The sequence below is a fragment of the Myroides indicus genome (assembly GCF_004364575.1).
GTDB lineage: Bacteria > Bacteroidota > Bacteroidia > Flavobacteriales > Flavobacteriaceae > Flavobacterium > Flavobacterium indicum_A.
In genome coordinates, this window is the sequence record NZ_SOAG01000002.1 from 131,118 (window position 1) to 157,490 (window position 26,373).

Consider the following 26,373-nt stretch of genomic DNA (forward strand, 5'->3'; position numbering starts at 1 on the left):
AAGAAATGAAAAAAATAATGATAATAGCTCTTGGAGCAGGTTTGCTGTTAGGAGCGTGTTCTAAAGATTTTTTAGATACATCATCGACTAGATTTATTTCTAAAGATGATATTGATAAAATATCAGAAACTTCACCGCATTTATCTGAAGCTACAATGAATGGTTTGTATGCCTATAATGTGAAAGATGGTTCTGGAGGAACAGATGGACATGATGATTTTGGACAAAAAGGATACGATATTTATACCGATATGCTTTCCGGAGATATGAATCTAAATAGAGGGATATATGGATGGTATTCTCGCCTTGCAAATTTACAAGATCCTCAAAATTATGTGAGTAATACAGTTTATAAACCATGGCGCTTCTATTATTATATGGTAAGAGGAGCTAATAATATTATTGATGCTTCTGGAGGTAATGAGATTATTCCTGAAGATAATAAAGAAAAAATTGTTGTAGCACAAGCTAAAGCATTAAGGGCTTATATGTATTACAATTTAGTAATGTTGTATACGCAAGGTTATGATGCTAATGAAAAAATATTACCAATTTACATTACTCCAAGTTTAGCAAATACCCCTGCAAAACCAACACAGGAAGTATTTGCATTGATGGAAAAAGATTTAAAAGAAGCTATTTCTTTGTTTGAGTCAGCAGGAGCTAATAGTACAATTCTTCCTAGAGCGACAGAATTAGATTATTATGTTACTAAAGGGATTTTAGCTTACGTTCTTAGTGCTAAAGGAACACAAGATGCGTTAGTTGAAGTTCAAACTTTGACACAAGATATTATGGCAGCTTATCCTTTAGCAACTAAAGAGCAATTATTAGGAGGGTTTAATAGTGTTGAGCAAAATCCTAACTGGATATGGGGAGCAAAATTAGGAATCGATAATAATCTGGATTTGGTGTCTTGGTGGGGACAAGTAGATGTATTTACATATAGTTATGCTGTAGTTGGAGATACTAAAGGGATGTCTAAAGAGTTGTATGAATCTATTCGTCCAGATGATATTCGAAAAGAGCAATTTTCTAATGAACCTGTTACAGATGTAAATGGGAATACAATGGATTTTGGAGAAAGAGCTTATTTACCAATTAACAAGTTCTATTCGGCTACAGGAAAAAGATTGCAGGGACAGCGTCTAATAGAATCTGCCTACGTGTTTATGAGAGTAGAAGAAATGTATTTGTTACACGCTGAGGCTGCAGCAAGACTGATGCAAGATGGAGAAGCTATTACCTCTCTGAAAGAAATGTTAGCAAATAGAATTGATGATATTTCTTATTTAGATGGATTGAGTGGTCAAGCTTTAAAGGATGAGATTATGCTTCAAACTCGGATTGAGCTATGGGGCGAAGGAAAAGTATATGCAGCTTTTAAACGAAACAAGAAAGACATGACTTATGGCTCTAATCATTTGACTTTTCCAGGAACTACTTTCTCATACGATGATCCTCGTTTGACATTTAAAGTTCCTCAGGCAGAAATACTTAATAATCCAGTATATAATAACTAATATATTATTTATACATTTTCAATAAAAAAACCACCCGAAGGTGGTTTTTTTTGTTTCTCAATTTCAAAGAATATTAAGGGCAATATTCTTTACGATGTTTATTTTCAATTAAAAAAATTACCTTTGCTTAAATTTTGATTTTATGCAAAAGTATATATGTGTTTTACTTCTGTTGTTTAGTTTAGTAGTGCAGGCACAAATTCAGCCACGACTGAGAGGTGGAGGAGCGGTTCGTCTGGATAATACACAGCTTAGCAGAGATAATAACAATAATTTTGATAATAGAAATTTTGATTCGCGCAATCAGGATTCTCGTAATGGAAATAAAAGTAACCGAAGTTTGCGCGAAAAAGTTCAAAAAGATTCTGTAGCACCTATTCAGGATTATAAAATCATATCTATTAAAAATGATACTATTGCTGTTGATACAGCTTTGACTATTAAAAAATACTATACTTTTAACTATTTGCGAAAAGATAATTTTGGATTACTGCCTTTTGCTAATGAAGGACAAACCTTTAATGTATTAAAGTATAATTATAAAAAAAATAATGTTCTTCCCGGAATAGGCTTTCAGGCTAAACAATTTGCTTATTTGCAAGCAGAAGATATTAATTATTATTCAGCACCCACACCCTATACTGATTTATATTATCGATCGGTAATAAAGCAAGGACAAAACCTCGATGCTTTTATTACTTTAAATACCAGTCCGAATTTAAATTTTTTTATAGCCTATAAGGGATTGCGTTCACTTGGTAAATACATCAATCAGCTATCTTCTTCAGGGAATTTTAGGCTTGGAGCAAGTTATCAGTCCTCTGATAAAAAATATCTGTTGCGGACCCATTTCGCCGCTCAGGACATTTTAAATCAGGAAAATGGCGGAATCCGCGATTTAGAATTGTTTGAGTCCAGCGAAAAACCCTATAACAATCGCGAGCGATTAGATGTTTATTTTAGGGACATTGAAACCTTGTTAAAAGGAAAACGCCTGTTTGTAAATCACCAATATCAATTAAATAATTCATTTAAAAATGGTATCTTATTAACCCACGAATTTGTATATGAAGATAAGTTTTTTGAATACACTCAACTAGATACCAATAGTCAGTATAGTGATAAAGACAGATTTGGACGCTCTTTTCAGAGTTCAATAGACAATAAAACAAGGTATTATCAAATGTTTAATCGCATAGGAGCTGCTTATCAGTCAGATTTATTGGGGAGATTTGAGTTTTTTGCTGATTTTTATAAACACAAATATTATTATCGGAGTATAGCACATATAGGAGAATTCTTTATTCCGGATCACATAGAAAAGAATATTACCTTAATCGGAGGAAAATATACGTACAGGAATGAGCACTGGAAAGCTAATTTGTTATTGTCTAATTCTTTGGGAAATGACGCTACCAGTAATATAGAGGCTAATTTAAATTATCAGCTTTCTGAAGATATCGGATTGGATGTCGGGTATCAGAAATTGAACAGGATGGGAGATTTAAGCTACCAGCTCTATCAAAGTGATTATGTCAGTTACAACTGGTATAACGATTTTAAAAATGAAAAAATCAATCAGTTTGATGCTACTCTGAATACTCCTTGGGTAACGGTGTCCGGTACTTATTCTATTTTAGATGATAAGCTTTATTTTTCCAATGATCACAAAGAGTATAATGATTTTAATATCCCGACCAAACAGCTGATCACACCCAAACAGTACAGCGGTACAATTAATTATTTGGGATTGCAGGCAAGCAAAGATATTAGAGTTGGAAAATTTGGATTGGATAATACCATTCTATATCAAAAAGTAGATCAATCAGATCATATATTGAATGTTCCTGAATTAGTAACGCGGAATACACTGTATTATACTGATGCTTTTTTTAATAAAGCCCTTAAATTCCAAACAGGAATCACGTTCAGTTATTTTACAAAGTATTATGCAAATGATTACAATCCGGTTATTGGAGATTTCTTTATTCAGGATAAAGTACAAGTGGGAGATTATCCTGTTTTTGATTTCTTTATTAATATGAAAGTTCGCACGGCAAGGATTTATATTTTATTAGAACACTTTAATTCAAGCATGAGCGGCTACAAATATTATACAGCGCCCAATTATCCGTATAAAGATTTTGCATTTCGCTTTGGGTTAGTTTGGAATTTCTTTAGCTAACAGTGTTTAGATATTCCAATTAGTTTGTAATTAGGCTAAAAGCTTAGCATCGTTTATATTGAACGGCTAAGAAATTTTTTAGGTGCTTTTTCATAAATTTTTAATTCATTACGTAATAAGGTCTGCTTTTTGATGCTCTATAAATGACTTATGGAGATTGAAATGAGAGAATCGTTTGTACATTATATTTGGCAAAAGCAGGTATTTACTACCCACAAGCTTTATACGCATCACAAGGAAAGCGTTGAGGTTATTTCTCAGGGACTTTTTACCGGAGAGGATGGACCTGATTTTTTTAATGCAAAAATCTCGATTGGTGGTCAAGTGTGGGTGGGGAATGTGGAAATTCATCTAAAATCTTCGGACTGGTATTTACACGGGCATGAAAAGGATATCCGGTATGACAATGTAATTTTGCATGTCGTTTGGGAAAATGATGTCCCCGTTTTTAGAAAAGACGGTTCAGAAATTCCTGCTTTAGAAGTAGCTTCTTATGTAAGTTCTGATTTAGTACAAAAGTGCCATAATTTATTTCTTCCCAAGTTGTGGTTAAATTGCGAACGACAAATTAAAGATATTCCCGATATAGCTTGGTTACAATGGAAAGAAAGGTTATTCTTTGAAAGGCTGGAAAGTAAAATAAAACCTGTCGAAAAATTATTGTCTGAAACAACTAACAATTGGGAACAAGTGTTCTTCTGTTTTTTGGCAAAAGGCTTTGGACTTAACACAAACGGAGAAGCTTTTTTTGAAATGGCAAAGAAAGTTCCGGTCAATCTTTTGTTTAAGCAGGCTTCTTCTCTGTTGCAGATAGAAGCTATTTTGTTCGGCACTGTCGGAATTTTAGACCCTATTAATGATCGCGATGACCAATATGTCAAAAGTCTTAAGAAAGAATGGGAGTTTTTAAAGTATAAATATAATTTAACAGCGCAAAAAGCTATTCCATTGAAGTACTTTCAGTTGCGCCCTTCCAATTTTCCAACAGTAAGGCTCGCTCAGCTGGCGGCTTGGTATTATGGCAATCACCATAATATTTTGGAATTTTTACAAACTAAGAATGCTTATCGCCTTTATAAATCTTTTGAGGTGACTACTTCTGAATATTGGGATATGCATTATGTATTAAACAGAGAAAGTACAAGGAAAAGCAGAAAAAAAATCAGTTCGGAGTTTGTACAGCTGATAGCTATTAATACAATTATTCCGCTGCAATTTGCTTATCAAAGGAGTAAGAATGCAAAAAGTGATGCTGTTGATGAGATTGTTGAGTTGGCGATGGAACTGAATACAGAAAAAAATGCAATAGCGGATTTGTTTAAAAAACTTGGGTTAAAAGTACAATCAGCTTTTGACAGTCAGGCAGTCATTCAGCTGAAAAAAGAATATTGCGACAGAAATCGCTGTTTGAAGTGCACAGTGGGAAAAACACTTTTGGAGAAATAAAAAGTGTAACTTTGTACAAGAACATAACAGATAGAATATGATAAACAATTTGCGCTATTTTTTCGAACAAAGAGGTTTTAGAGTTTCTTCCCGGTTAGCAGATCGTTTGGGAATGAGAGTAGCTAGCGTTAGATTGTTTTTTATTTACTTGTCTTTCTTTACTCTGGGATTGGCTTTTGCTTTGTATTTAACCTTGGCATTTCTGGCTAAGTTAAAAGATTTGATTTATGCAAAAAGAACCTCGGTTTTTGATTTGTAGATAGAGCAGTTGATAATGAGCTAAAAATTTTAGCTCCTGATAAGTGTCGGCTGTAAGTTAAAACAGATAGGACATGTTCAGAAAACACAGAAATACGTGGTATTATTATACAAAATCGCAGCGACGAGGATTTGTAGCTCTTTTTGTTATAATCTTGATTGTTCAGGTAATACTGCTTTTCGCGTCCAAATTAACTTATCAGACTAAAGATTATTCACAAAACTTTGATGCAGACTACTTGGAAAAGAAAAAGTACATCGATAGTTTATATCTGGCTGCAAACCAGAAAAAAGATACAATTTACCCGTTTAATCCAAATTATATTACCGATTATCGCGGACAGATGCTGGAGATGACAATTGAAGAAATTGACCGATTGCACCGTTTCAGGAAGGAGAACAAATTTGTAAATTCAGTCAGAGAATTTCAGGCTATAACTCGGGTTTCAGACCAGTGGATAGCAAAATACAGTCCTTTTTTCCAATTTCCTGATTGGGTTACACAAAAGGAATTTAACAAACCAGCATATTCCAATCATAAAAGCAATTGGAAAAAGAGCGAACAACAAGAACAGATAGTAAAGCAGGACATCAATCAGGCAACTTCGGAAGATTTGCAAAAGGTAAGAGGCATCGGTCCGGTGTTTTCAGAACGGATTATAAAAGATAGAAATAAATACGGCGGATATGTATCGACACAGCAGCTGCATTTTGTCTATGGATTGGAAGAAGAGGTATTAGATGAGTTGGAAAAGTATTTTGAAATAGGAACGCTGCCTGTCATAAAAAAGGTAAATGTAAACGAAGCTTCTATAAACGAGTTAAAAGAAGTGCCTTATCTGAATTATTATATCGCCAGAGAAATTGTAAAATACAGAAGTATGAATGGAGATATTGAAAATAAAAATGATTTAAAAGAAATTGATAAATTCCCTCTTGACAAGATAGATATAATTAGTTTATATTTGGAATTTACGAATTAAAACTATCACTTATGAATTTTGAATACAATGAAACTCAAGCAATGATCGCACAATCTATCAGAGATTTTGCAGAACAACACATCCGTCCGCATATTATGGAGTGGGATGAAGCGCAGATTTTCCCGGTAGATTTGTTTAAGAAATTAGGAGAAATGGGCTATATGGGGGTTTTGGTTCCGGAGGAATACGGAGGATCAGGGCTTGGGTATCATGAATATATTACAATTGTAGAAGAAATATCCAAAGTAGATTCTTCTATCGGATTATCGGTAGCTGCCCATAATTCACTTTGCACGAATCATATTTTAACATTTGCAAATGAGGAGCAAAAGAAGAGATGGCTGCCTAAATTAGCAACAGGAGAATGGATTGGAGCCTGGGGATTAACAGAGCACAACACCGGATCAGATGCAGGTGGAATGGCAACAACAGCAGTAAAAGATGGTGATGACTGGATTATTAATGGTGCTAAAAATTTTATTACGCATGCTATTTCCGGAAATGTTGCCGTAGTGATTGTCAGAACAGGAGAAAAAGGAGATTCTCGCGGAATGACGGCGTTTGTAATTGAGAAAGGAACTCCGGGCTTTTCAAGCGGTAAAAAAGAGAATAAATTAGGAATGCGTGCATCTGAAACGGCAGAACTTATTTTTGACAATTGCCGTGTATCTGATGCTAACCGATTAGGAGAAGTAGGAGAAGGCTTTATTCAGGCGATGAAAGTACTGGACGGAGGACGTATCTCTATTGGAGCACTATCACTGGGGATTGCAAAAGGAGCTTACGAAGCCGCTCTAAAATATTCAAAAGAGCGCGTACAGTTTGGAAAACCAATATCGGAGTTTCAGGCTATAGGATTCAAACTTGCCGACATGGCAACTGAAATAGAATGTTCAGAGTTGTTATTGCACAAAGCAGCATTCTTAAAAAACAACAATAAGCCGATGACCAAAGCAGGAGCAATGGCAAAAATGTACGCTTCGGAAGTGTGCGTTAAAGTTTCTACAGAGGCTATACAGATTCATGGAGGATATGGATATACCAAAGATTTTCCGGTGGAAAAATTTTACAGAGATTCAAAGCTGTGTACCATTGGCGAAGGAACAACAGAAATTCAAAAACTGGTTATTTCCAGAAATATTTTGAGAGATTAATTTTTGATCAAAGAAAACGGAAAGACAAAAGAAAGTCTTTCCTTTTTTGTAAATTACAACTGTCAACTTTTAAAATAGCCAGAAGGCAAATATCTTTTTTCTTCACCGTATGGAGCAATATAATTATTTGATAACGCGTAAACCTCAGAATTCCCAATTGCAAAAACTGGTAGCGTATTATTATTTTCATTCATCCGGTGACACGAAAAAAACAGAGAAGTTTTATTTTTATCCTAATTACCTCCATGCTCTCACTATCTATAAGGGAAATGATGTTTTTATAGACATTAATAACGTTAGTTCCGATGTAATGTCTTCTGAGGAAAAAGAGAAGCTTACTCTTTTATATACGGTTAATTTAAAGCATAAAATGCAGGTAGAAATAAAAGGTGATTTTTATAAAATAGGTATCGTCTTTTATCCGTTGGGCATCAATCATTTTATATTAGAATCTTTAGATGCTTTAATGAATCAAAGATTCCAAACTATAAAACTGGATCACAGTTTTGAAACCATTTTGTCAGGTATTTCAAAAGAACACCCCATAGATAAACAGCTTGAAATTTTAGAAGAAGCTTTATTGTCTGTTATTCGGCCGTTTGAAGAAAGAGCTTTATATAAAGCAATTAAAGAAATCGTACTTTCTAACGGAACAATAAAAACAGATGAGTTAGAAAAAATAACTTCGTTAAACAGAAAAACTTTGTTGCGCTTATTTAAAAAACATACGCTTTCATCTATAGAAGATTATAAAAAAATGGTGATGTTTCGCAATTCTTTAAACTATGCACTGCAAAATAAGGAATTAGTTAATCTTACCGACGTGGCTTTATTTAACATGTATTATGATCAATCCCATTTTATAAAACACTTTAAAAGTATCACAAGCGAAACACCAAAAACATTACTCCCTAAAATTACGCAAATCGGTAACGAAGATTTATACTGGTATTTTTTGAGTGAATAACAAAGGTGTCCCAATTATACTATTTTTAATTTTTGTCATCTCCTATATTTGCTGTGAAAAGAATAGAACTTTATGGCAAAGATTAAAATCCAACGATCAAGCGAGTATAACAATAAAATGAGAAGTATTCAGCTTTTAGTAGATGGAAAGCAGATTGGAGTTATTGGAGATGGCGAAACAAAAGAATTTACAGTGAAAGAAGGACAACGCATACTAAAAGCTAAAATTGATTGGTGTAGCAGTCCTGAAGTCTTGTCTAATGTTGATAGTGCAGAAGTAAAGCATTTTAAAATTGAAAGTTTTGCTCAAAGAAGCCAATTAAACAAATTGCTAAACTCAGTTTACTTAGTGCTTATCATTGCGGTATTACACTTTGTTTTGGCAAGGACAATGGATTTTTATTATATGGCAATTTTGCTTTTGCCTCCATTTATCTTTATGTTGTACTATTTGACAATGGCACGAAAAAAATATTTAACCCTAAAGGAGATTGACGATGGAATACGATAAAAACAAATACAAAGTTTATACGTGGAAAAACTGGATCTACCTTCATTATATTATTAATCCGGGGTTAGCATTTAATGAGTTGGTGCTGGGAATGCGTATAGCAAAGATTGGTTTAGTAGAAAAAAATACAGATAAGCCTTTTATTGAGCGCAATTTTGTTCCTTGTCCGCATTGTAAAATGCTTCACGATTATAAAACATGGGGAGGAAACCGAGGGTTTCAAAATTGGTTTGGTTTATACTGTTACAATTGCAGACAGATTATTCCTTGTTTAATTAACGCTACTTCTTTTGTTATTTTAGCTGTTACTTCGCCCTTGTGGTATCCGTTTAAAAACCGATTAAAACAAAACTGGCTTAAAAAGCAGGCTAAACGATTTGAAAATTATCAGGAAGAAAAACCTGGGTTTGAAATTCAAAAAAAACACAATTGGATTATGGGCGGATTGCTTTTCGGAATTTTAATGTACATATCTAATACTCTGTTAGCAAATAATCTAACGATTGAGGAGGTTACTTCTATAAAGGGATTGATTTTTTTGATTATTTCATTGGGAGGTGGACTGCTTTTTGGTGCGTTTATGAAAAAGGTTTTAACCTCTAAAAAAATTAATTGACAGCCCTGATTTTACTTTTATGTTTATCCTGTTTTCTGAAATTTGCGATATTCGTTGAATAGAGGATAAATTTCTTGGGATAGTTGATTTAAATGTGATTGTTGAATTTGTTTATGTAATAAGCGTTTTGTTTAAAAAAAATCTCAAAAATACTTTTATTTTAAAATTAATTTTTACATTTGCACCCACTAATGAGAGGAGGTGTATGAAAACATGTTGATCATTCCGATTAAAGACGGGGAAAATATAGATAGAGCGTTAAAACGCTATAAAAGAAAATTTGACAGAACAGGAACTTTGCGTCAGCTTAGATCTCGTCAGTATTTTACAAAACCGTCTGTGACAAAAAGAGATAAAATGCAAAAAGCTGCATACATTCAATACTTGAAAGATTCAGTTGAAATCTAAGAGGTTTTGAATAAAAAAAATAACCGTTGTAATTAAAGTGTTAACTTTGTTACAACGGTTTTTTTGTATATAATTATGACAGAAGATTTACAAAAGTTTTTGGAGTATCTGGAAAAGGAAAAAAAATATTCTGCCCATACCCTGCGTGCTTATAAGGATGACATCTCCTCTTTTTATTTTTTTTTAAATCAATATCAGATTGAGCCATCTGAAGTGCAGTATGATGAGATAAGGGCGTGGATTGTCAGCCTGTCGGAAGAAGGAATGATAAATCGTTCTATCAACAGAAAAATAAGCGCACTGAAAACCTATTATACCTTTCTTCAAAAGATAAAAAAAATAGAGGTGAGTCCACTTCAAATGCATCGGTCATTAAAGACGGAGAAAAAAATACAGATTCCGTTTTCAGTTAAAGAGATAGATAAAGTTAGAGAGTTGCTGGAAAAGGAAGGGAGTTTTGAATCTTATCGGGATTTGCTTATTGTTGAAATGTTGTACGGGTTAGGGCTTCGGAGGTCAGAATTGTGTGGTATAAAAGAAAGCGATGTGGATTTTGGTTTGAAAGTAATTAAAATAAGAGGAAAAGGGGGTAAGGAAAGACTTATGCCTTTGATTCAGGAGCTTGAAGATAAGATTAAAAAATATCTTATCATCAAAAAAGAATATTTTAATTCAACGTATAAAGCTACAAATCTTTTAGTAAATAATAAAGCGAATAAAGTTGATGAAAATTTTGTTTATCGAGTAATAAATAATTACTTTAGTGATGCAACAACAAAGGAAAAGAAAAGCCCGCATATGTTGCGTCATTCATTTGCTACCCATTTGTTGGAAAATGGAGCGGATATCAATTCTATCAAAGAGTTGATGGGGCACGCCAGCTTGGCTTCTACACAGGTTTATGCTCAAATTAATTTAAAAGAGCTTAAAAAAGTATACCAAAAAGCGCATCCTCGAATGAAGAAGTGAAGTTAACCCTTTAAAATCGTTAGTTATGAAAGTAAACATTCAAGCCGTAAATTTTAATGTAGATCGAAAATTGGTGGATTTTATAAACGATCGTTTGGCTAAAGTAGGAAAGTATTATGATAAAGTAATTTCTGTAGATGTGTTTTTAAAACTTGAAAATACAAATGAAAAAGAAAATAAGAGTACAGAAATGAAACTATTGGTGCCGGGAGATGAATTGATTGTTAAAAAAACTTGTAAAACATTTGAAGAAGGTGTGGACGTGGGTGGCGATGCGCTAGAGCGTTTAGTTGTGAAACACAAAGAGAAAGTGAAAGCGCATTAATGAAAAAAAAGAATAAAATATTTTTTTTAATCAATAAAATATATACATTTGCAGTCCGTTAGAAATAGCGGACTTTTTCTATTGAGTAAATTGCCGATGTAGCTCAGCTGGCTAGAGCAGCTGATTTGTAATCAGCAGGTCGTGGGTTCGAGTCCCTCTATCGGCTCAAAGAAAAGTTAATCAAACGTAGTTTGAGGGGAGATACTCAAGCGGCCAACGAGGACGGACTGTAAATCCGTTGGGAAACCTTCGCAGGTTCGAATCCTGCTCTCCCCACAATAAATTACATAAGCCGGCGTAGCTCAGGGGTAGAGTGCTTCCTTGGTAAGGAAGAGGTCACGGGTTCAAATCCCGTCGCTGGCTCAGGTTTTTTTATTATATTTGAACACTAATTATATAACTAAGATTAAATTATTAAATCATGGCAAAGGAAACTTTTGATCGTTCGAAACCGCACTTAAACATCGGTACTATCGGACACGTTGACCACGGTAAAACTACTACTACTGCTGCTATTACTAAAGTTTTAGCTGATGCAGGATTCTCACAAGCTCGTTCATTTGATTCAATTGATAATGCTCCGGAAGAGAAAGAGCGTGGTATTACAATTAATACTTCTCACGTAGAGTATCAAACTGCTAACCGTCACTATGCGCACGTTGACTGTCCAGGTCACGCGGATTACGTGAAAAACATGGTTACTGGTGCTGCTCAGATGGATGGTGCTATCTTGGTAGTTGCTGCTACTGATGGACCAATGCCGCAAACTCGTGAGCACATCTTGTTAGGACGTCAGGTTGGTATTCCAAGAATTGTTGTTTTCTTGAATAAAGTTGACTTGGTTGATGATGAGGAGTTGTTAGAGTTAGTAGAAATGGAAGTAAGAGACTTGTTGTCTTTCTATGACTATGACGGAGATAACGGACCAGTTGTTAAAGGTTCTGCTTTAGGAGCTTTGAACGGAGAGCAAAAATGGGTTGATGCATTGTTGCAATTGATGGAAGAAGTTGATAACTGGATTGAAGAGCCGGTACGTGATAACGAAAAACCATTCTTGATGCCGGTAGAAGATGTATTTACAATTACAGGACGTGGAACTGTTGCTACAGGACGTATCGAAACTGGAGTTGCTAATACGGGAGATGCTGTTGAAATCATTGGTATGGGAGCTGATAAATTGACTTCTACAATTACAGGGGTTGAGATGTTCCGTAAAATCCTTGACCGTGGAGAAGCTGGAGATAACGTAGGTTTATTGTTGAGAGGTATTGATAAAACTGATATCCGTCGTGGTATGGTTATCTGTAAGCCAGGATCTGTTAAACCACACGCTAAATTCAAAGCTGAAGTTTATATCTTGAAAAAAGAAGAAGGTGGACGTCACACTCCATTCCACAATAACTATCGTCCGCAGTTTTACGTGCGTACAACTGACGTAACAGGAACAATTTCTTTACCAGAAGGAGTAGAGATGGTAATGCCTGGGGATAACTTAACAATTACTGTTGAGTTGTTGAGCCCAATCGCATTGTCTGTAGGACTTCGTTTTGCTATCCGTGAAGGAGGTAGAACTGTAGGTGCAGGACAAGTTACTGAAATCTTAGATTAATTTTAAGATTTATAAATAAATTAGAAGGTCAGCGGTTTTGCTGCTGACTTTTTTAACAAACGGGTGTAGTTCAAGGGTAGAATAGCGGTCTCCAAAACCGTTGATGGGGGTTCGAATCCCTCCACCCGTGCAAAATAAATAAACAATCATGGCAAAAGTTTTTAATTACATATCAGAGGCTTTTACAGAACTTAAATCAAATGTTTCCTGGTCTCCTTGGTCAGAGGTGCAGAGATATACTATTGTCGTATCTATATTTTCAATAGTGTTGGCTTTGGCTACTTGGGGAGTAGATTCATTATTTGGTGAAGTTTTAGGTAAAGTGTATAGTTGGATAAGATCATAAGAAAGTAAAAAAGTTATGGCTGATACAAATGTCAAAAAATGGTATGTGGTTCGTGCGGTAAGTGGACAGGAAAATAAAGTTAAGAGCTATATCGAAACGGAAATTTCTCGTTTAGGTTTATCGGACTATTTGTCGCAAGTGTTAGTTCCTACTGAAAAAGTAGTAACTATTACAAAGGACGGAAAAAAGAAAACTACAGAACGGGTTTATTTTCCGGGCTATGTGATGATTGAGGCTAATTTGACAGGAGAAGTGCCTCACGCAATAAAGTCAATAACAGGAGTGATTGGTTTTTTGGGAGAAACAAGAGGTGGCGATCCAGTTCCGTTAAGAGAATCTGAAGTGAACAGAATGCTTGGTAAAGTAGATGAGTTGGCAGTGAAAGCAGATTCAGGAATGATTCCTTTTGAAATAGGAGAAGCGGTTAAGGTTGTTGACGGACCTTTTAACGGTTTTGATGCAACTATTGAGAATATCAATGAAGAAAAGAGAAAACTTGAGGTAATGGTTAAGATTTTTGGAAGAAAAACGCCGTTAGAACTCAGTTTTACACAAGTTGAAAAATTATAATGTTACATACATATCACATCTTCGCTTCCATTGAGATGTGCTAAATTTTTTTAAAAATGGCAAAAGAAATTAGTAAAGTAGTTAAACTACAAGTTAAGGGAGGTGCTGCGAATCCTTCGCCACCGGTTGGACCTGCTTTGGGGGCTGCTGGAGTTAATATCATGGAGTTCTGTAAGCAGTTTAATGCCAGAACACAAGATAAACCAGGCAAAATTCTACCAGTACAAATTACTGTGTACAAAGACAAATCGTTTGATTTTGTTGTTAAAACGCCACCTGCTGCTGTTCAATTATTAGAGGCCGCGAAAGTGAAATCTGGATCTGGTGAGCCTAATAGAAAAAAAGTAGCAAGCGTAACTTGGGAACAAGTGCGTGCTATTGCAGAAGACAAAATGCCTGATTTGAATGCATTTACTGTTGAGTCAGCCATGACAATGGTTGCTGGAACTGCAAGATCTATGGGAATTTCAGTAACGGGGACAGCTCCTTTTTAATTGTAAAAGAAAGAAGAAATGGCGAAATTAACAAAAAAGCAAAAAGAAGCTGCTGCTAAAATTGAAAAAAACAGATTGTATTCTTTAAAAGATGCATCTGGATTAGTAAAAGAAGTTGCTTCTGCAAAATTTGACGAATCTGTAGATATTGCTGTACGTTTGGGTGTTGATCCTCGTAAAGCAAATCAAATGGTGCGTGGAGTAGTTACTTTACCGCACGGAACAGGAAAAGACGTAAGAGTATTGGCATTGGTTACTCCGGATAAAGAAGCGGAAGCTAAAGCAGCCGGAGCGGATCATGTTGGATTGGATGATTACCTGCAAAAAATTAAAGATGGCTGGACAGATGTTGATGTAATCATCACTATGCCGGCTGTTATGGGTAAATTAGGACCATTGGGACGTATATTAGGACCAAGAGGTTTGATGCCGAATCCTAAAACAGGTACAGTTACTATGGATGTAGCGAAAGCAGTTCAAGAAGTGAAAGCTGGTAAAATCGATTTTAAAGTTGATAAAACAGGTATTGTTCATGCAGCTATTGGCAAAGCGTCTTTTGATGCCGATAAAATTGCTGAGAACGCATCTGAATTAATCCAAACCTTAATCAAATTAAAACCAACTGCAGCTAAAGGTACTTATATCAAATCTATTCATATATCTAGTACTATGAGCCCTGCTATTGCTTTAGACCCTAAAGCAGTATAATTGGTAAATAAAAAATTTTAAGTATGACTAGAGAACAAAAAGCGGTAGCGATTGAAGACTTAAAGGCTAAATTAGCTGATTCAAATATCTTCTATATCGCTGATATTTCAGGACTGAATGCAGAGGTTACATCAAACTTGAGAAAGGCTTGCAATAAAGCAGGAATCAAGTTAGAAGTGGTAAAAAATACATTGCTTGCTAAAGCAATGGAAGCTTCTGATAAAAATTACGAAGAGCTACCTTCTGTTTTAAAAGGAAATAGCGCAATATTTATTGCTGAAGTAGCTAACGGACCAGCAAAAGTTATCAAAGAATTTAGAAAGAAATCAGATAAACCTCTATTTAAAGGAGCTTATATCAACGAAGAAATCTATATCGGAGATAATCTGTTAGATTCATTAGTAGCTATTAAATCTAAAGAAGAGGTTATTGGAGAAATCATCGGATTGCTTCAATCACCAGCTCAAAGAGTTATTTCGGCTCTTAAAAACCAATTTAAAGACGAAGAATAGTCTTTTTGGTTTGTTCCATAAAGAACGCACATTAATAAATTATATTTTTACAAATCATTAAAAGATAGAAAAATGGCAGATTTGAAACAATTCGCAGAACAATTGGTTGGCTTAACAGTAAAAGAAGTTAACGAATTAGCAACTATATTAAAAGAAGAATACGGAATTGAACCAGCAGCAGCAGCAGTTGTAGTTGCAGGCGGTGGAGATGCTGGAGCAGCAGCTGAAGAGCAAACTGAGTTCACTGTAGTATTGAAAGAAGCAGGAGCTTCTAAATTAGCTGTAGTTAAAGCTGTTAAAGAATTGACAGGACTTGGACTTAAAGAATCTAAAGATATCGTTGACGGAGCTCCATCTAACATTAAAGAAGGTGTTTCTAAAGATGAGGCTGAAGGTCTTAAAAAAGCATTGGAAGAAGCAGGAGCTGTTGTTGAGCTTAAATAAGCTTTTTTTCAATAATATTCTAGGTTTAGGTCTTGGGAGAAGCTCCCAAAGACCTAAACCATTTTGCGTATAAATAGTTTTTGTATGCAAATATTTAAAAATTCATAATCAAAATTTTTTGTCCATTGATGATCGCAAATCAGACTGAAAGACTAAATTTTGCCTCAACCAAAAACATACCTGCTTATCCGGACTTTTTGGATATACAGGTTAAGTCGTTTAAAGACTTTTTTCAACTAGAAACAAAGTCAGATGAAAGAGGTAAAGAAGGGTTGTATAACACCTTCATGGAAAACTTCCCAATAACAGATACGAGAAATCAATTTGTATTGGAATTCCTTGATTACTTTGTTGACCCTCCTCGTTACTCTATAGAAGAGTGTATTGACAGAGGATTAACGTATAGCGTTCCGTTAAAAGCACGCTTGAAACTGTACTGTACAGACCCTGAACACGAAGATTTTGAAACTATCGTTCAAGATGTCTATTTAGGAACTATACCGTATATGACCCCTAGCGGTACCTTTGTAATCAACGGAGCAGAGCGGGTTGTCGTGTCACAGTTACATCGTTCACCTGGTGTATTCTTTGGACAGTCTTTCCATGCTAATGGAACTAAGTTATATTCGGCAAGGGTAATTCCTTTTAAAGGATCATGGATTGAGTTTGCTACCGATATCAACAGCGTGATGTACGCCTATATCGATAGAAAGAAAAAGTTACCTGTTACAACCTTATTCCGCGCCATAGGATTCGAAAGAGACAAGGATATCCTAGAGATTTTCGACCTGGCAGAAGAGGTAAAAGTATCAAAGACAGGATTAAAAAAATATATAGGGCGAAGATTGGCCGCTCGTGTGCTTAACACGTGGCACGAAGACTTCGTAGATGAAGATACGGGAGAAGTTGTGTCGATTGAGAGAAATGAAATTATCTTAGACCGTGATACAGTCCTAGATAAAGATAATATCGAAGAAATCATCGATGCCAACGTCAAAACGATTCTTCTACATAAAGAGGACAATAATCAGGCAGACTATGCCATCATACATAATACATTACAGAAAGATCCTACAAACTCTGAAAAAGAGGCTGTAGAACACATCTATCGTCAGTTGCGTAATGCAGAACCGCCTGATGAGGAAACTGCACGTGGTATTATTGACAAATTGTTCTTCTCCGACCAACGTTACAATCTAGGTGAAGTGGGTCGATACAGAATGAACAAAAAACTTAATCTTGATACCCCGATTGACAAACAGGTATTGACAAAAGAAGATATTATTACTATTGTTAAATACTTGATTGAATTAATTAACTCAAAAGCAGAGATTGATGATATTGACCACTTGTCTAACCGTCGTGTAAAAACAGTAGGTGAGCAGTTATCAGCTCAGTTTGGCGTTGGTTTGGCACGTATGGCAAGAACTATTCGGGAGCGTATGAATGTACGTGACAACGAAGTGTTTACGCCGATCGATTTGATTAACGCTAAAACGTTATCGTCAGTAATTAATTCATTTTTTGGAACAAATCAGCTATCTCAGTTTATGGATCAAACCAATCCATTGGCAGAGATAACACACAAACGCCGTTTATCAGCATTAGGACCAGGAGGGCTGTCCAGAGAAAGAGCAGGTTTTGAGGTACGTGACGTTCACTATACGCATTATGGACGTTTATGTCCTATTGAAACACCGGAAGGACCAAACATCGGTTTGATTTCCTCTTTGGCTGTTTATGCTAAAGTGAATTCTATGGGATTCATTGAAACGCCTTATCGCCCGGTTGTGGATGGTAAAGTAGACATCGTAAATGCTCCGGTTTATTTAAGTGCCGAAGAAGAAGAAGGAATGTTGGTTGCACAAGCAAATATCCCGATTGATAAAGACGGCAATATTACAGAAGAGCGCGTTGTTGTAAAAGAAGATGGGGATTTCCCGGTAGTAGAACCAAAAGATGTTCACTATACGGACGTGGCTCCAAATCAGATTGCATCTATTTCAGCTTCATTAATTCCTTTCTTGGAACACGATGATGCTAACCGTGCGTTGATGGGATCAAACATGATGCGTCAGGCCGTACCACTATTGAGACCTGAATCTCCGATTGTAGGAACAGGACTTGAAAGACAGGTAGCTTCAGATTCTCGCGTATTAATTAATGCAGAAGGAGATGGAGTAGTAGAATATGTTGATGCACAAAAGATCATCATTAAATATGATCGAACCGATGTTGAAAGATTGGTTAGTTTTGACACGGATGAGAAGACGTATAGCTTGATTAAATTTAGAAAAACAAACCAAAGTACTTGTATCAACCTAAAGCCTATTGTTCGTAAAGGAGATAGAGTAATAAGAGGACAAGTATTGTGTGAAGGATATGCTACGCAAAATGGAGAGTTGGCACTTGGACGTAACCTGAAAGTAGCTTTTATGCCGTGGAAAGGATACAATTTTGAGGATGCTATCGTAATTTCAGAAAAAGTAGTACGCGAAGATATCTTTACATCTATTCATATTGATGACTACACACTGGAAGTAAGAGATACGAAATTAGGAAACGAAGAGTTGACTAACGATATCCCGAATGTAAGTGAGGAAGCTACCAAAGATTTAGATGAAAACGGTATGATCCGAATCGGAGCAGACGTAAAACCAGGAGATATTCTGATTGGTAAAATTACTCCGAAAGGAGAGTCTGATCCTACTCCGGAAGAGAAACTTTTACGTGCTATTTTTGGAGATAAAGCAGGAGATGTTAAAGATGCTTCATTAAAAGCTTCACCGTCGTTAAGAGGCGTTGTGCTGGATAAAAAATTGTTCGCAAGAGCAGTAAAAGACAAGCGTAAGCGTTCTAAAGACAAAGAAGAATTAGCATTGTTAGAAACTCAGTTTGAGGTGAAATTCAACGAGTTGAAAGAACGTCTGGTAGAGAAATTATTCTATATCGTTAATGGTAAAACTTCACAAGGTGTACTGAATGATTTAGGTGAAGAAATTTTGCCAAAAGGTAAAAAGTTCACTCAAAAAATGCTTTATGCAGTAGAAGACTTTGCTCATTTGACCAAAGGACAATGGACTACAGACGAGGAAACAAACGGAATGATTACCGACTTAATCCACAATTATAAGATTAAGCTAAACGACTTGCAAGGAGTGTTGCGTCGTGAGAAATTTATGATTACAGTTGGAGACGAGCTTCCGTCAGGAATCTTAAAGCTTGCAAAAGTTTACATTGCTAAAAAACGTAAACTGCGTGTAGGAGATAAGATGGCAGGACGTCACGGAAACAAAGGTATTGTAGCTCGTATTGTAAGAGACGAAGACATGCCTTTCTTAGAAGACGGAACACCAGTTGATATTGTGTTGAATCCGTTAGGGGTACCTTCACGTATGAACATTGGTCAGATCTACGAAACAGTATTGGGATGGGCAGGACAAAAACTAGACAAAAAGTTTGCGACTCCTATTTTTGACGGTGCTGATTTAGAGGAAATCAATCAATATACTGATGAAGCGGGTATTCCAAGATTCGGGCACACTTATTTGTACGATGGAGGAACAGGAGAAAGATTCCACCAAAGAGCTACTGTTGGAGTTATCTACATGTTGAAATTAGGACACATGGTAGATGATAAAATGCACGCGCGTTCAATCGGACCATATTCTTTAATCACGCAGCAACCATTAGGAGGTAAAGCTCAGTTTGGAGGTCAGCGCTTTGGAGAAATGGAGGTTTGGGCATTGGAAGCATACGGTGCTTCAAGTACATTGCGTGAAATTTTAACAGTGAAATCGGATGACGTTATTGGTAGAGCGAAAACTTACGAAGCTATCGTGAAAGGAGAAACTATGCCAGAACCGGGACTTCCAGAATCATTCAACGTATTGATGCATGAACTAAAAGGTCTTGGATTAGATATCAGATTAGAAGATTAAACTAAGATTATAGAGTAAACAGGAGAATATCTGCTGTTTACTCTTATATCATACACTTTAACAAGTAAGTTTACCATGAATAAAAATAAAGAGAAAAATACCGTAAAAAGGTTTAATAAAATCTCAATAGGTTTGGCTTCACCAGAAGCGATTCTTGCTGAATCAAGAGGAGAAGTTTTAAAACCAGAAACAATTAACTATCGTACTCATAAACCAGAACGTGATGGTCTTTTCTGTGAGCGTATTTTTGGTCCAGTAAAAGATTATGAGTGTGCTTGTGGTAAGTATAAAAGAATCCGGTACAAAGGGATTGTTTGTGACCGCTGTGGAGTAGAGGTTACGGAGAAAAAAGTACGTAGAGACAGAGTAGGGCATATCAATTTAGTTGTGCCTATTGCTCACATCTGGTATTTCCGTTCCTTACCTAATAAAATAGGATATATTTTAGGTCTTCCGTCTAAGAAATTAGACATGATTATCTATTATGAGCGTTACGTAGTAATCCAAGCCGGAAATGCTAAAAATGCAGAAGGAGAACCTTTGAACCGTTTAGACTTCCTGACAGAAGAAGAATACTTGAATATTTTGGATTCTCTTCCGATGGAAAATCAGTTTTTAGACGATACAGATCCAAATAAATTCATCGCCAAAATGGGGGCTGAATGTATTATGGATCTATTGGCAACTACAGATTTAGACGAGTTATCATATACTCTTCGTCACGCTGCCAATAACGAAACATCTAAGCAAAGAAAAACAGAAGCCTTAAAACGCCTTCAGGTTGTAGAAGCTTTCCGTGAGTCAAATCAAAACCGCGAAAACAGACCTGAATGGATGATTTTGAAAGTAATTCCGGTTATTCCACCTGAATTGCGCCCGTTAGTACCATTGGACGGAGGTCGTTTTGCTACGTCGGATTTGAACGATTTATACCGTCGAGTAATTATCAGAAATAACCGTCTGAAACGCTTGATGGAAATCAAAGCTCCTGAGGTAATTTTGCGTAACGAAAAACGTATGCTTCAAGAAGCTGTTGACTCTTTGTTTGACAACACAAGAAAAGCATCTGCAGTTAAAACGGAATCTAATCGCCCGTTGAAATCTCTTTCAGATTCATTAAAAGGAAAACAAGGACGCTTCCGTCAAAACTTATTGGGGAAACGTGTTGATTATTCAGCTCGTTCAGTAATTGTTGTCGGACCAGAATTAAAATTATACGAATGTGGATTGCCAAAAGATATGGCAGCTGAGCTTTATAAACCATTTGTTATCCGTAAGCTGATAGAAAGAGGTATTGTAAAAACAGTAAAATCTGCTAAGAAAATTATAGACAAAAAAGAGCCTGTAGTTTGGGATATCTTAGAAAATGTGATTAAAGGACACCCGGTTCTTTTAAACCGTGCTCCTACACTTCACCGTTTAGGTATTCAGGCTTTTCAACCAAAATTGATCGAAGGTAAAGCAATTCAGTTACACCCATTAGTGTGTACGGCATTTAACGCGGATTTCGATGGTGACCAGATGGCAGTTCACTTGCCACTTGGACCAGAAGCAATTTTGGAAGCTCAGTTATTGATGCTGGCTTCTCACAATATCTTAAACCCTGCTAACGGTGCTCCTATTACCGTTCCGTCTCAGGATATGGTTCTTGGATTGTATTACATGACGAAGTTGCGTAAATCAACACCGGAAGAACCTGTAAAAGGAGAAGGGTTAACTTTTTACTCAGTAGAAGAGGTTCACATTGCTTTAAATGAAGGGAAACTTGATCTGAATGCAGGAGTTAAAGTTAGAACAAAAGATTACAATCAAAACGGTGAGCTGACTTATCAGATCATAGAAACAACTGCAGGAAGAATTTTGTTTAATGAAGTTGTTCCGGAAGTTGCAGGATTCATCAACGAAGTATTGACTAAGAAATCGCTAAGAGATATTATTGGTCGTATTTTAGCTATTACTGATGTTCCTACAACAGCAGCTTTCTTGGATGATATTAAAAACATGGGATACGGTTATGCGTTCCGTGGAGGGTTGTCGTTCAGTTTAGGGGATATTATTATTCCTGAGCGCAAACAGGATTTGATTGATGATGCTAACCAACAGGTAGATCACATTACGATGAACTACAACATGGGATTAATCACAAACAATGAGCGTTACAATCAGGTAATCGACGTTTGGACTTCTACCAATGCAATGTTGACAGAATTGGCAATGAAGAATATCCGCGAAGATAAGCAAGGGTTCAACTCCGTATATATGATGCTAGATTCCGGAGCAAGGGGATCTAAAGAACAGATTCGTCAGTTAACAGGTATGCGCGGTTTGATGGCTAAACCTAAAAAATCAACTGCAGGTGGTGGCGAAATTATCGAAAACCCGATTCTTTCTAACTTTAAAGAAGGACTTTCAATTTTAGAGTACTTCATTTCTACACACGGTGCACGTAAAGGTCTTGCCGATACCGCATTAAAAACAGCAGATGCAGGGTATTTAACTCGTCGACTTCACGATGTTGCTCAAGACGTAATCGTTAATGAAGTAGACTGTGGTACGCTGAGAGGAATAGAAGTAAAACCTCTTAAAAAGAACGAAGAAGTTATAGAAACATTAGGAGAAAGAGTTTTAGGACGTGTTGCATTAAATGATGTAATCAATCCATTAAATTCAGAAGTGATTGTTAAGTCAGGTGAAGTAATTTTAGAATCAACTGCCAAAGCAATTAACGCAGCTCCTATTGAAGTAATCGAAGTGCGTTCTCCGTTAACTTGTGAAGCAAAAGCAGGTATTTGTGCTAAGTGTTACGGTCGTAATTTAGCAACTGCAGGTATGGTTCAAAAGGGAGAAGCTGTGGGTGTTGTTGCTGCTCAATCCATTGGAGAGCCCGGAACACAGTTGACTTTGAGAACGTTCCACGTAGGAGGTACCGCAGGTAATATTTCGGAAATTTCAACGATTAGCGCCAAATTTAAAGGGCGTTTAGAAATAGAAGATTTAAAAACTGTAAAAGGAGAAGATAACGAAGGAAAAGCTGTTGATATTGTTATTTCCCGTTCAACAGAAGCTAAATTGCACGATCCGAATACAGGTATTTTATTGACAACCAATAACATTCCTTATGGTTCTACTATTTACGTAAAAGACGGGGATGTAGTTGAAGAGGGAACCACAATCTGTAAATGGGATCCGTATAATGGTGTTATTGTATCTGAATTTACAGGAAAAGTTGCTTACGAAGATATCGAACAAGGACAAACGTTCATGGTTGAGATCGACGAGCAGACAGGTTTCCAAGAGAAAGTAATTACTGAATCAAGAAATAAAAAATTAATTCCTACTTTACTTATTTATGGTAAAGACGGAGAATTGATTCGTTCATACAACTTGCCGGTTGGTTCTCACTTGATGGTTAATGACGGAGAGAAAATTAAGGCTGGTAAAGTATTAGTTAAGATTCCTCGTCATACGTCAAAAGCAGGGGATATTACAGGAGGTTTACCTCGTATTACAGAGTTGTTAGAAGCTCGTAATCCATCTAATCCGGCTGTAGTTTCTGAAATAGACGGAGTAGTTTCTTTTGGTAAAATTAAACGCGGTAACAGAGAAATCGTGATTGAATCAAAAACAGGCGATATCAGAAAATATCTGGTAAAACTATCTAATCAGATTTTGGTTCAGGAAAATGACTTTGTGAAAGCGGGAATGCCTTTGTCAGATGGAGCTATCACTCCGGAAGATATTTTAAGAATTCAGGGACCTTCTGCTGTACAACAATATCTGGTAAACGAAATTCAGGAAGTATACCGTTTACAAGGGGTAAAAATCAATGACAAACACTTTGAGGTAGTTATTCGCCAGATGATGCGAAAAGTACAAATTCAAGATCCGGGAGATACTTTATTCTTAGAGGATCAATTGGTACACGCAAGCGATTTCATTTACGAAAATGACAGATTGTTTGGAATGAAAGTTGTTGAACACGCAGGAGATTCAGAAAACTTGAAAGAAGGACAAATAGTATCGATGAGAGAGTTGCGCGATGAAAATTCATTGTTGAGACGCGAAGATAAAAATCTGGTAGTAGCACGCGAAGTTATGCCTGCTACAGGAACACCGGTTCTTCAAGGAATTACAAGAGCTTCATTGCAAACAAAATCATTTATTTCTGCAGCTTCCTTCCAGGAAACAACAAAAGTATTAAACGAAGCTGCTGTTGCAGGTAAAGTTGACGGACTTTTGGGCTTGAAAGAAAATGTTATCGTAGGACACAGAATTCCGGCAGGTACGGGAATGAGAGAATACGAAAGCATCCTTGTAGGGTCGACAGAAGAAGAGCAATTTGTAAGTAACGAAAATGAACTAAACTTTTAATTATGGCAGAAGACCAAAAACACTTCAATATTGAATTGGATGAAGTAACCGCAGAAGGGACATATTCTAATCTGGCAATTATCAACCATTCTAATACAGAATTTGTAGTGGATTTTGTCAATATTATGCCGGGAGTTCCAAAGGCAAAAGTGAAGTCAAGAATTATTTTGACTCCGCAGCATGCGAAAAGGCTTCTCAATGCTTTAAGTGAAAATATTCAGCGTTTTGAAGCGGCAAATGGAGTAATTAAAGAAGGAGAAGTCCCTCATAATTTATCCTCTATCAATTTTGGACCTAAAGGAGAAGCTTAAGTTTAAAAATAATTTATATAAAGCCCAACAGAAGTGTTGGGCTTTTTTATAATACAAATTATTTTATTGTATTGTATTTTTTCTTTTAAATTAGTAGTTGATACAATTTAAATAACAACCATTCAATTATGTCAGAATTAAAAACAAAGCTTACAGATGCAGACGTCTATGAGTTTATTTGTTCATTTGCAAATACAGAACAAAAGCAAAAAGACAGTCTGGAGTTATTAAAACTTCTGGAAGACTTTACAGGCTATAAACCCAAAATGTGGGGAGCTTCTATTATCGGGTTCGGCAGTTATCACTATAAATCCGACAGAAGCAGACAAGAAGGAGATTGGCCGCTCATCGGGTTTTCGCCTCGCAAGACTGCTATTTCCTTGTATGTATATGCCGGAGCTGAAGGACAAGAAAAAATGTTGCAGAATCTAGGTAAATTCAAAATGGGAAAAGCTTGTATTTATGTAAAAAAACTTTCAGATATTGATTTGGAAGTGCTTAAAGAAATGGTAAACACAACGATTGAGTATCTCAGTGAAAAATATGGTTCAAATACGCATCAAAGTTAAATGGAACAACATCTGTTATTGAAACCCAAAATACTTCAAATAAATTTTCCAATCTAAAGTAGATGTACTACTTTTGCTATTCCACATTTTGTGGTACATTTAGAAATACTGTATTTTAAGCGGAAATCCCGCTCATGAAAAGTAAAGTCGTATGAAAGAAGTTACAAAAGAAGTTTATCTGAAATGGTATGAGGATATGTTGTTTTGGAGAAAGTTTGAAGACAAACTGGCTGCTCTATATATCCAACAAAAAGTAAGAGGTTTTCTCCATTTATACAATGGGCAGGAAGCTGTTTTAGCAGGTGCTTTACATGCAATGGATTTGTCTAAAGACAAAATGATAACAGCATACAGAAACCATGTTCAGCCTATTGGTTTAGGAGTTGATCCTAAAAAAGTGATGGCAGAATTGTTAGGGAAAGCAACAGGAACTTCTCAAGGACTGGGAGGATCTATGCATATTTTTTCTAAAGAGCATAATTTTTATGGCGGACACGGTATTGTTGGAGGACAAATACCTTTAGGAGCAGGATTAGCCTTTGCAGATAAATACTTTGACAGAAAAGCAGTAACCATGTGTTATTTCGGAGACGGAGCAGCTCGTCAGGGATCGTTGCACGAAACATTTAACATGGCGATGAACTGGAAATTACCAGTGGTTTTTATCATTGAAAACAATGGGTATGCGATGGGAACTTCTGTTGAGCGTACGGCTAACCATACAGATATCTGGAAATTAGGATTGGGATATGAAATGCCTTGTGGTCCGGTAGATGGAATGAATCCGGTAAAAGTAGCAGAAGCAATGTATGAAGCTATTGAAAGAGCTCGCCGTGGAGACGGACCAACGCTTCTGGAAATGAAAACGTATCGATACAGAGGGCACTCTATGTCAGATGCTCAGCACTATAGAACAAAAGAAGAAGTAGAAGAATACAGAAAAATAGATCCGATAACTCAGGTATTAGATGTAATCAAAGAAAAAGGCTACGCAACGGATACCGAGATTGAAGAAATTGATGCAAGAGTTAAGAGTTTAGTTTCAGAATGTGAGAAATTTGCAGAAGAATCTCCGTTCCCGGAAATTAATGTAATGTACGACGTAGTTTACGAACAGGACAATTATCCTTTTTTACCTCATAGATTATAATAAA

General features: G+C 36.1%; 24 protein-coding genes and 4 tRNA genes. All 28 read left to right on the forward strand.

Features of this window, described 5'->3' with window-relative positions; all coding sequences use genetic code 11:
- Positions 1–5: 5 nt before the first annotated feature.
- The 28 genes from C8P70_RS01310 to pdhA all read left to right on the forward strand — a co-directional run bounded on the left by C8P70_RS01310 (position 6) and on the right by pdhA (position 26,369).
- Positions 6–1,523: a RagB/SusD family nutrient uptake outer membrane protein gene (locus C8P70_RS01310; RefSeq protein WP_133711550.1), complete on the forward strand. Its 1,518-nt coding sequence runs from the start codon at positions 6–8 to the stop codon at positions 1,521–1,523.
- 142 nt (positions 1,524–1,665) lie between these two features.
- Positions 1,666–3,708 (forward strand): putative porin, encoded by a 2,043-nt coding sequence (locus C8P70_RS01315; RefSeq protein ID WP_133711551.1) that lies wholly within the window; start codon positions 1,666–1,668, stop codon positions 3,706–3,708.
- Positions 3,709–3,858: 150 nt separating this feature from the next.
- Positions 3,859–5,154: a DUF2851 family protein gene (locus C8P70_RS01320; protein WP_133711552.1), complete on the forward strand. Its 1,296-nt coding sequence runs from the start codon at positions 3,859–3,861 to the stop codon at positions 5,152–5,154.
- A gap of 37 nt (positions 5,155–5,191) precedes the next feature.
- Complete coding sequence (locus tag C8P70_RS01325) at positions 5,192–5,413, forward strand: PspC domain-containing protein (RefSeq protein ID WP_133711553.1); 222 nt, start codon at positions 5,192–5,194, stop codon at positions 5,411–5,413.
- 73 nt (positions 5,414–5,486) lie between these two features.
- The gene (locus C8P70_RS01330) at positions 5,487–6,395 is read left to right on the forward strand and encodes a ComEA family DNA-binding protein (RefSeq protein WP_133711554.1); all 909 of its coding nucleotides are present in this window, start codon (positions 5,487–5,489) and stop codon (positions 6,393–6,395) included.
- 11 nt (positions 6,396–6,406) lie between these two features.
- Positions 6,407–7,549, forward strand: a complete 1,143-nt coding sequence (locus C8P70_RS01335) for an acyl-CoA dehydrogenase family protein (RefSeq protein WP_133711555.1) — start codon at positions 6,407–6,409, stop codon at positions 7,547–7,549.
- Between the two features lie 109 nt (positions 7,550–7,658).
- Positions 7,659–8,516, forward strand: coding sequence for a helix-turn-helix domain-containing protein (locus tag C8P70_RS01340; protein WP_133711556.1), 858 nt, complete (start codon positions 7,659–7,661; stop codon positions 8,514–8,516).
- Between the two features lie 72 nt (positions 8,517–8,588).
- Entirely contained in the window at positions 8,589–9,026 is a 438-nt protein-coding gene (locus C8P70_RS01345) for a hypothetical protein (RefSeq protein WP_133711557.1), read from the forward strand.
- On the forward strand, positions 9,013–9,642 hold the full coding sequence (locus C8P70_RS01350; RefSeq protein ID WP_133711558.1) for a hypothetical protein: 630 nt from the start codon (positions 9,013–9,015) through the stop codon (positions 9,640–9,642). The genes C8P70_RS01345 and C8P70_RS01350 overlap by 14 nt, the downstream gene beginning before the upstream one ends.
- A gap of 213 nt (positions 9,643–9,855) precedes the next feature.
- Positions 9,856–10,050, forward strand: a complete 195-nt coding sequence (rpsU, locus tag C8P70_RS01355) for a 30S ribosomal protein S21 (protein WP_133711559.1) — start codon at positions 9,856–9,858, stop codon at positions 10,048–10,050.
- A gap of 75 nt (positions 10,051–10,125) precedes the next feature.
- Complete coding sequence (locus C8P70_RS01360) at positions 10,126–11,019, forward strand: tyrosine-type recombinase/integrase (protein ID WP_133711560.1); 894 nt, start codon at positions 10,126–10,128, stop codon at positions 11,017–11,019.
- Between the two features lie 25 nt (positions 11,020–11,044).
- The gene (gene hpf, locus C8P70_RS01365) at positions 11,045–11,344 is read left to right on the forward strand and encodes a ribosome hibernation-promoting factor, HPF/YfiA family (RefSeq protein WP_133711561.1); all 300 of its coding nucleotides are present in this window, start codon (positions 11,045–11,047) and stop codon (positions 11,342–11,344) included.
- A 92-nt stretch (positions 11,345–11,436) separates the two neighbouring features.
- Positions 11,437–11,510, forward strand: a tRNA-Thr gene (locus tag C8P70_RS01370).
- 29 nt (positions 11,511–11,539) lie between these two features.
- Positions 11,540–11,620 (forward strand) — tRNA-Tyr (locus C8P70_RS01375).
- Positions 11,621–11,635: 15 nt separating this feature from the next.
- Positions 11,636–11,707 (forward strand) — tRNA-Thr (locus C8P70_RS01380).
- A 58-nt stretch (positions 11,708–11,765) separates the two neighbouring features.
- Positions 11,766–12,953 carry an elongation factor Tu gene (tuf, locus tag C8P70_RS01385; RefSeq protein WP_133711562.1) on the forward strand — a complete coding sequence of 396 codons (1,188 nt, stop codon included), beginning with the start codon at positions 11,766–11,768 and terminating at the stop codon, positions 12,951–12,953.
- Between the two features lie 59 nt (positions 12,954–13,012).
- Positions 13,013–13,083: transfer RNA gene (locus C8P70_RS01390), tRNA-Trp, on the forward strand.
- Between the two features lie 18 nt (positions 13,084–13,101).
- Positions 13,102–13,299: a preprotein translocase subunit SecE gene (secE, locus tag C8P70_RS01395; RefSeq protein ID WP_133711563.1), complete on the forward strand. Its 198-nt coding sequence runs from the start codon at positions 13,102–13,104 to the stop codon at positions 13,297–13,299.
- A gap of 15 nt (positions 13,300–13,314) precedes the next feature.
- Positions 13,315–13,869, forward strand: a complete 555-nt coding sequence (gene nusG, locus C8P70_RS01400) for a transcription termination/antitermination protein NusG (protein WP_133711564.1) — start codon at positions 13,315–13,317, stop codon at positions 13,867–13,869.
- Between the two features lie 56 nt (positions 13,870–13,925).
- The gene (gene rplK, locus C8P70_RS01405) at positions 13,926–14,363 is read left to right on the forward strand and encodes a 50S ribosomal protein L11 (RefSeq protein ID WP_133711565.1); all 438 of its coding nucleotides are present in this window, start codon (positions 13,926–13,928) and stop codon (positions 14,361–14,363) included.
- An 18-nt stretch (positions 14,364–14,381) separates the two neighbouring features.
- On the forward strand, positions 14,382–15,071 hold the full coding sequence (gene rplA, locus C8P70_RS01410) for a 50S ribosomal protein L1 (protein ID WP_133711566.1): 690 nt from the start codon (positions 14,382–14,384) through the stop codon (positions 15,069–15,071).
- Between the two features lie 23 nt (positions 15,072–15,094).
- Positions 15,095–15,583: a 50S ribosomal protein L10 gene (gene rplJ / locus C8P70_RS01415; RefSeq protein ID WP_133711567.1), complete on the forward strand. Its 489-nt coding sequence runs from the start codon at positions 15,095–15,097 to the stop codon at positions 15,581–15,583.
- 72 nt (positions 15,584–15,655) lie between these two features.
- Positions 15,656–16,027 carry a 50S ribosomal protein L7/L12 gene (rplL, locus tag C8P70_RS01420; RefSeq protein ID WP_133711568.1) on the forward strand — a complete coding sequence of 124 codons (372 nt, stop codon included), beginning with the start codon at positions 15,656–15,658 and terminating at the stop codon, positions 16,025–16,027.
- Positions 16,028–16,155: 128 nt separating this feature from the next.
- Positions 16,156–19,968 carry a DNA-directed RNA polymerase subunit beta gene (gene rpoB / locus C8P70_RS01425; protein ID WP_133711569.1) on the forward strand — a complete coding sequence of 1,271 codons (3,813 nt, stop codon included), beginning with the start codon at positions 16,156–16,158 and terminating at the stop codon, positions 19,966–19,968.
- Positions 19,969–20,043: 75 nt separating this feature from the next.
- Positions 20,044–24,339 (forward strand): DNA-directed RNA polymerase subunit beta', encoded by a 4,296-nt coding sequence (gene rpoC / locus C8P70_RS01430; protein ID WP_133711570.1) that lies wholly within the window; start codon positions 20,044–20,046, stop codon positions 24,337–24,339.
- A gap of 2 nt (positions 24,340–24,341) precedes the next feature.
- Complete coding sequence (locus C8P70_RS01435; RefSeq protein ID WP_133711571.1) at positions 24,342–24,650, forward strand: DUF3467 domain-containing protein; 309 nt, start codon at positions 24,342–24,344, stop codon at positions 24,648–24,650.
- A 128-nt stretch (positions 24,651–24,778) separates the two neighbouring features.
- A complete protein-coding gene (locus C8P70_RS01440) occupies positions 24,779–25,219 on the forward strand; it encodes a DUF1801 domain-containing protein (RefSeq protein ID WP_133711572.1) in 441 nt (146 codons plus the stop codon).
- A gap of 151 nt (positions 25,220–25,370) precedes the next feature.
- On the forward strand, positions 25,371–26,369 hold the full coding sequence (gene pdhA / locus C8P70_RS01445) for a pyruvate dehydrogenase (acetyl-transferring) E1 component subunit alpha (RefSeq protein ID WP_133711573.1): 999 nt from the start codon (positions 25,371–25,373) through the stop codon (positions 26,367–26,369).
- Positions 26,370–26,373: the final 4 nt, after the last annotated feature.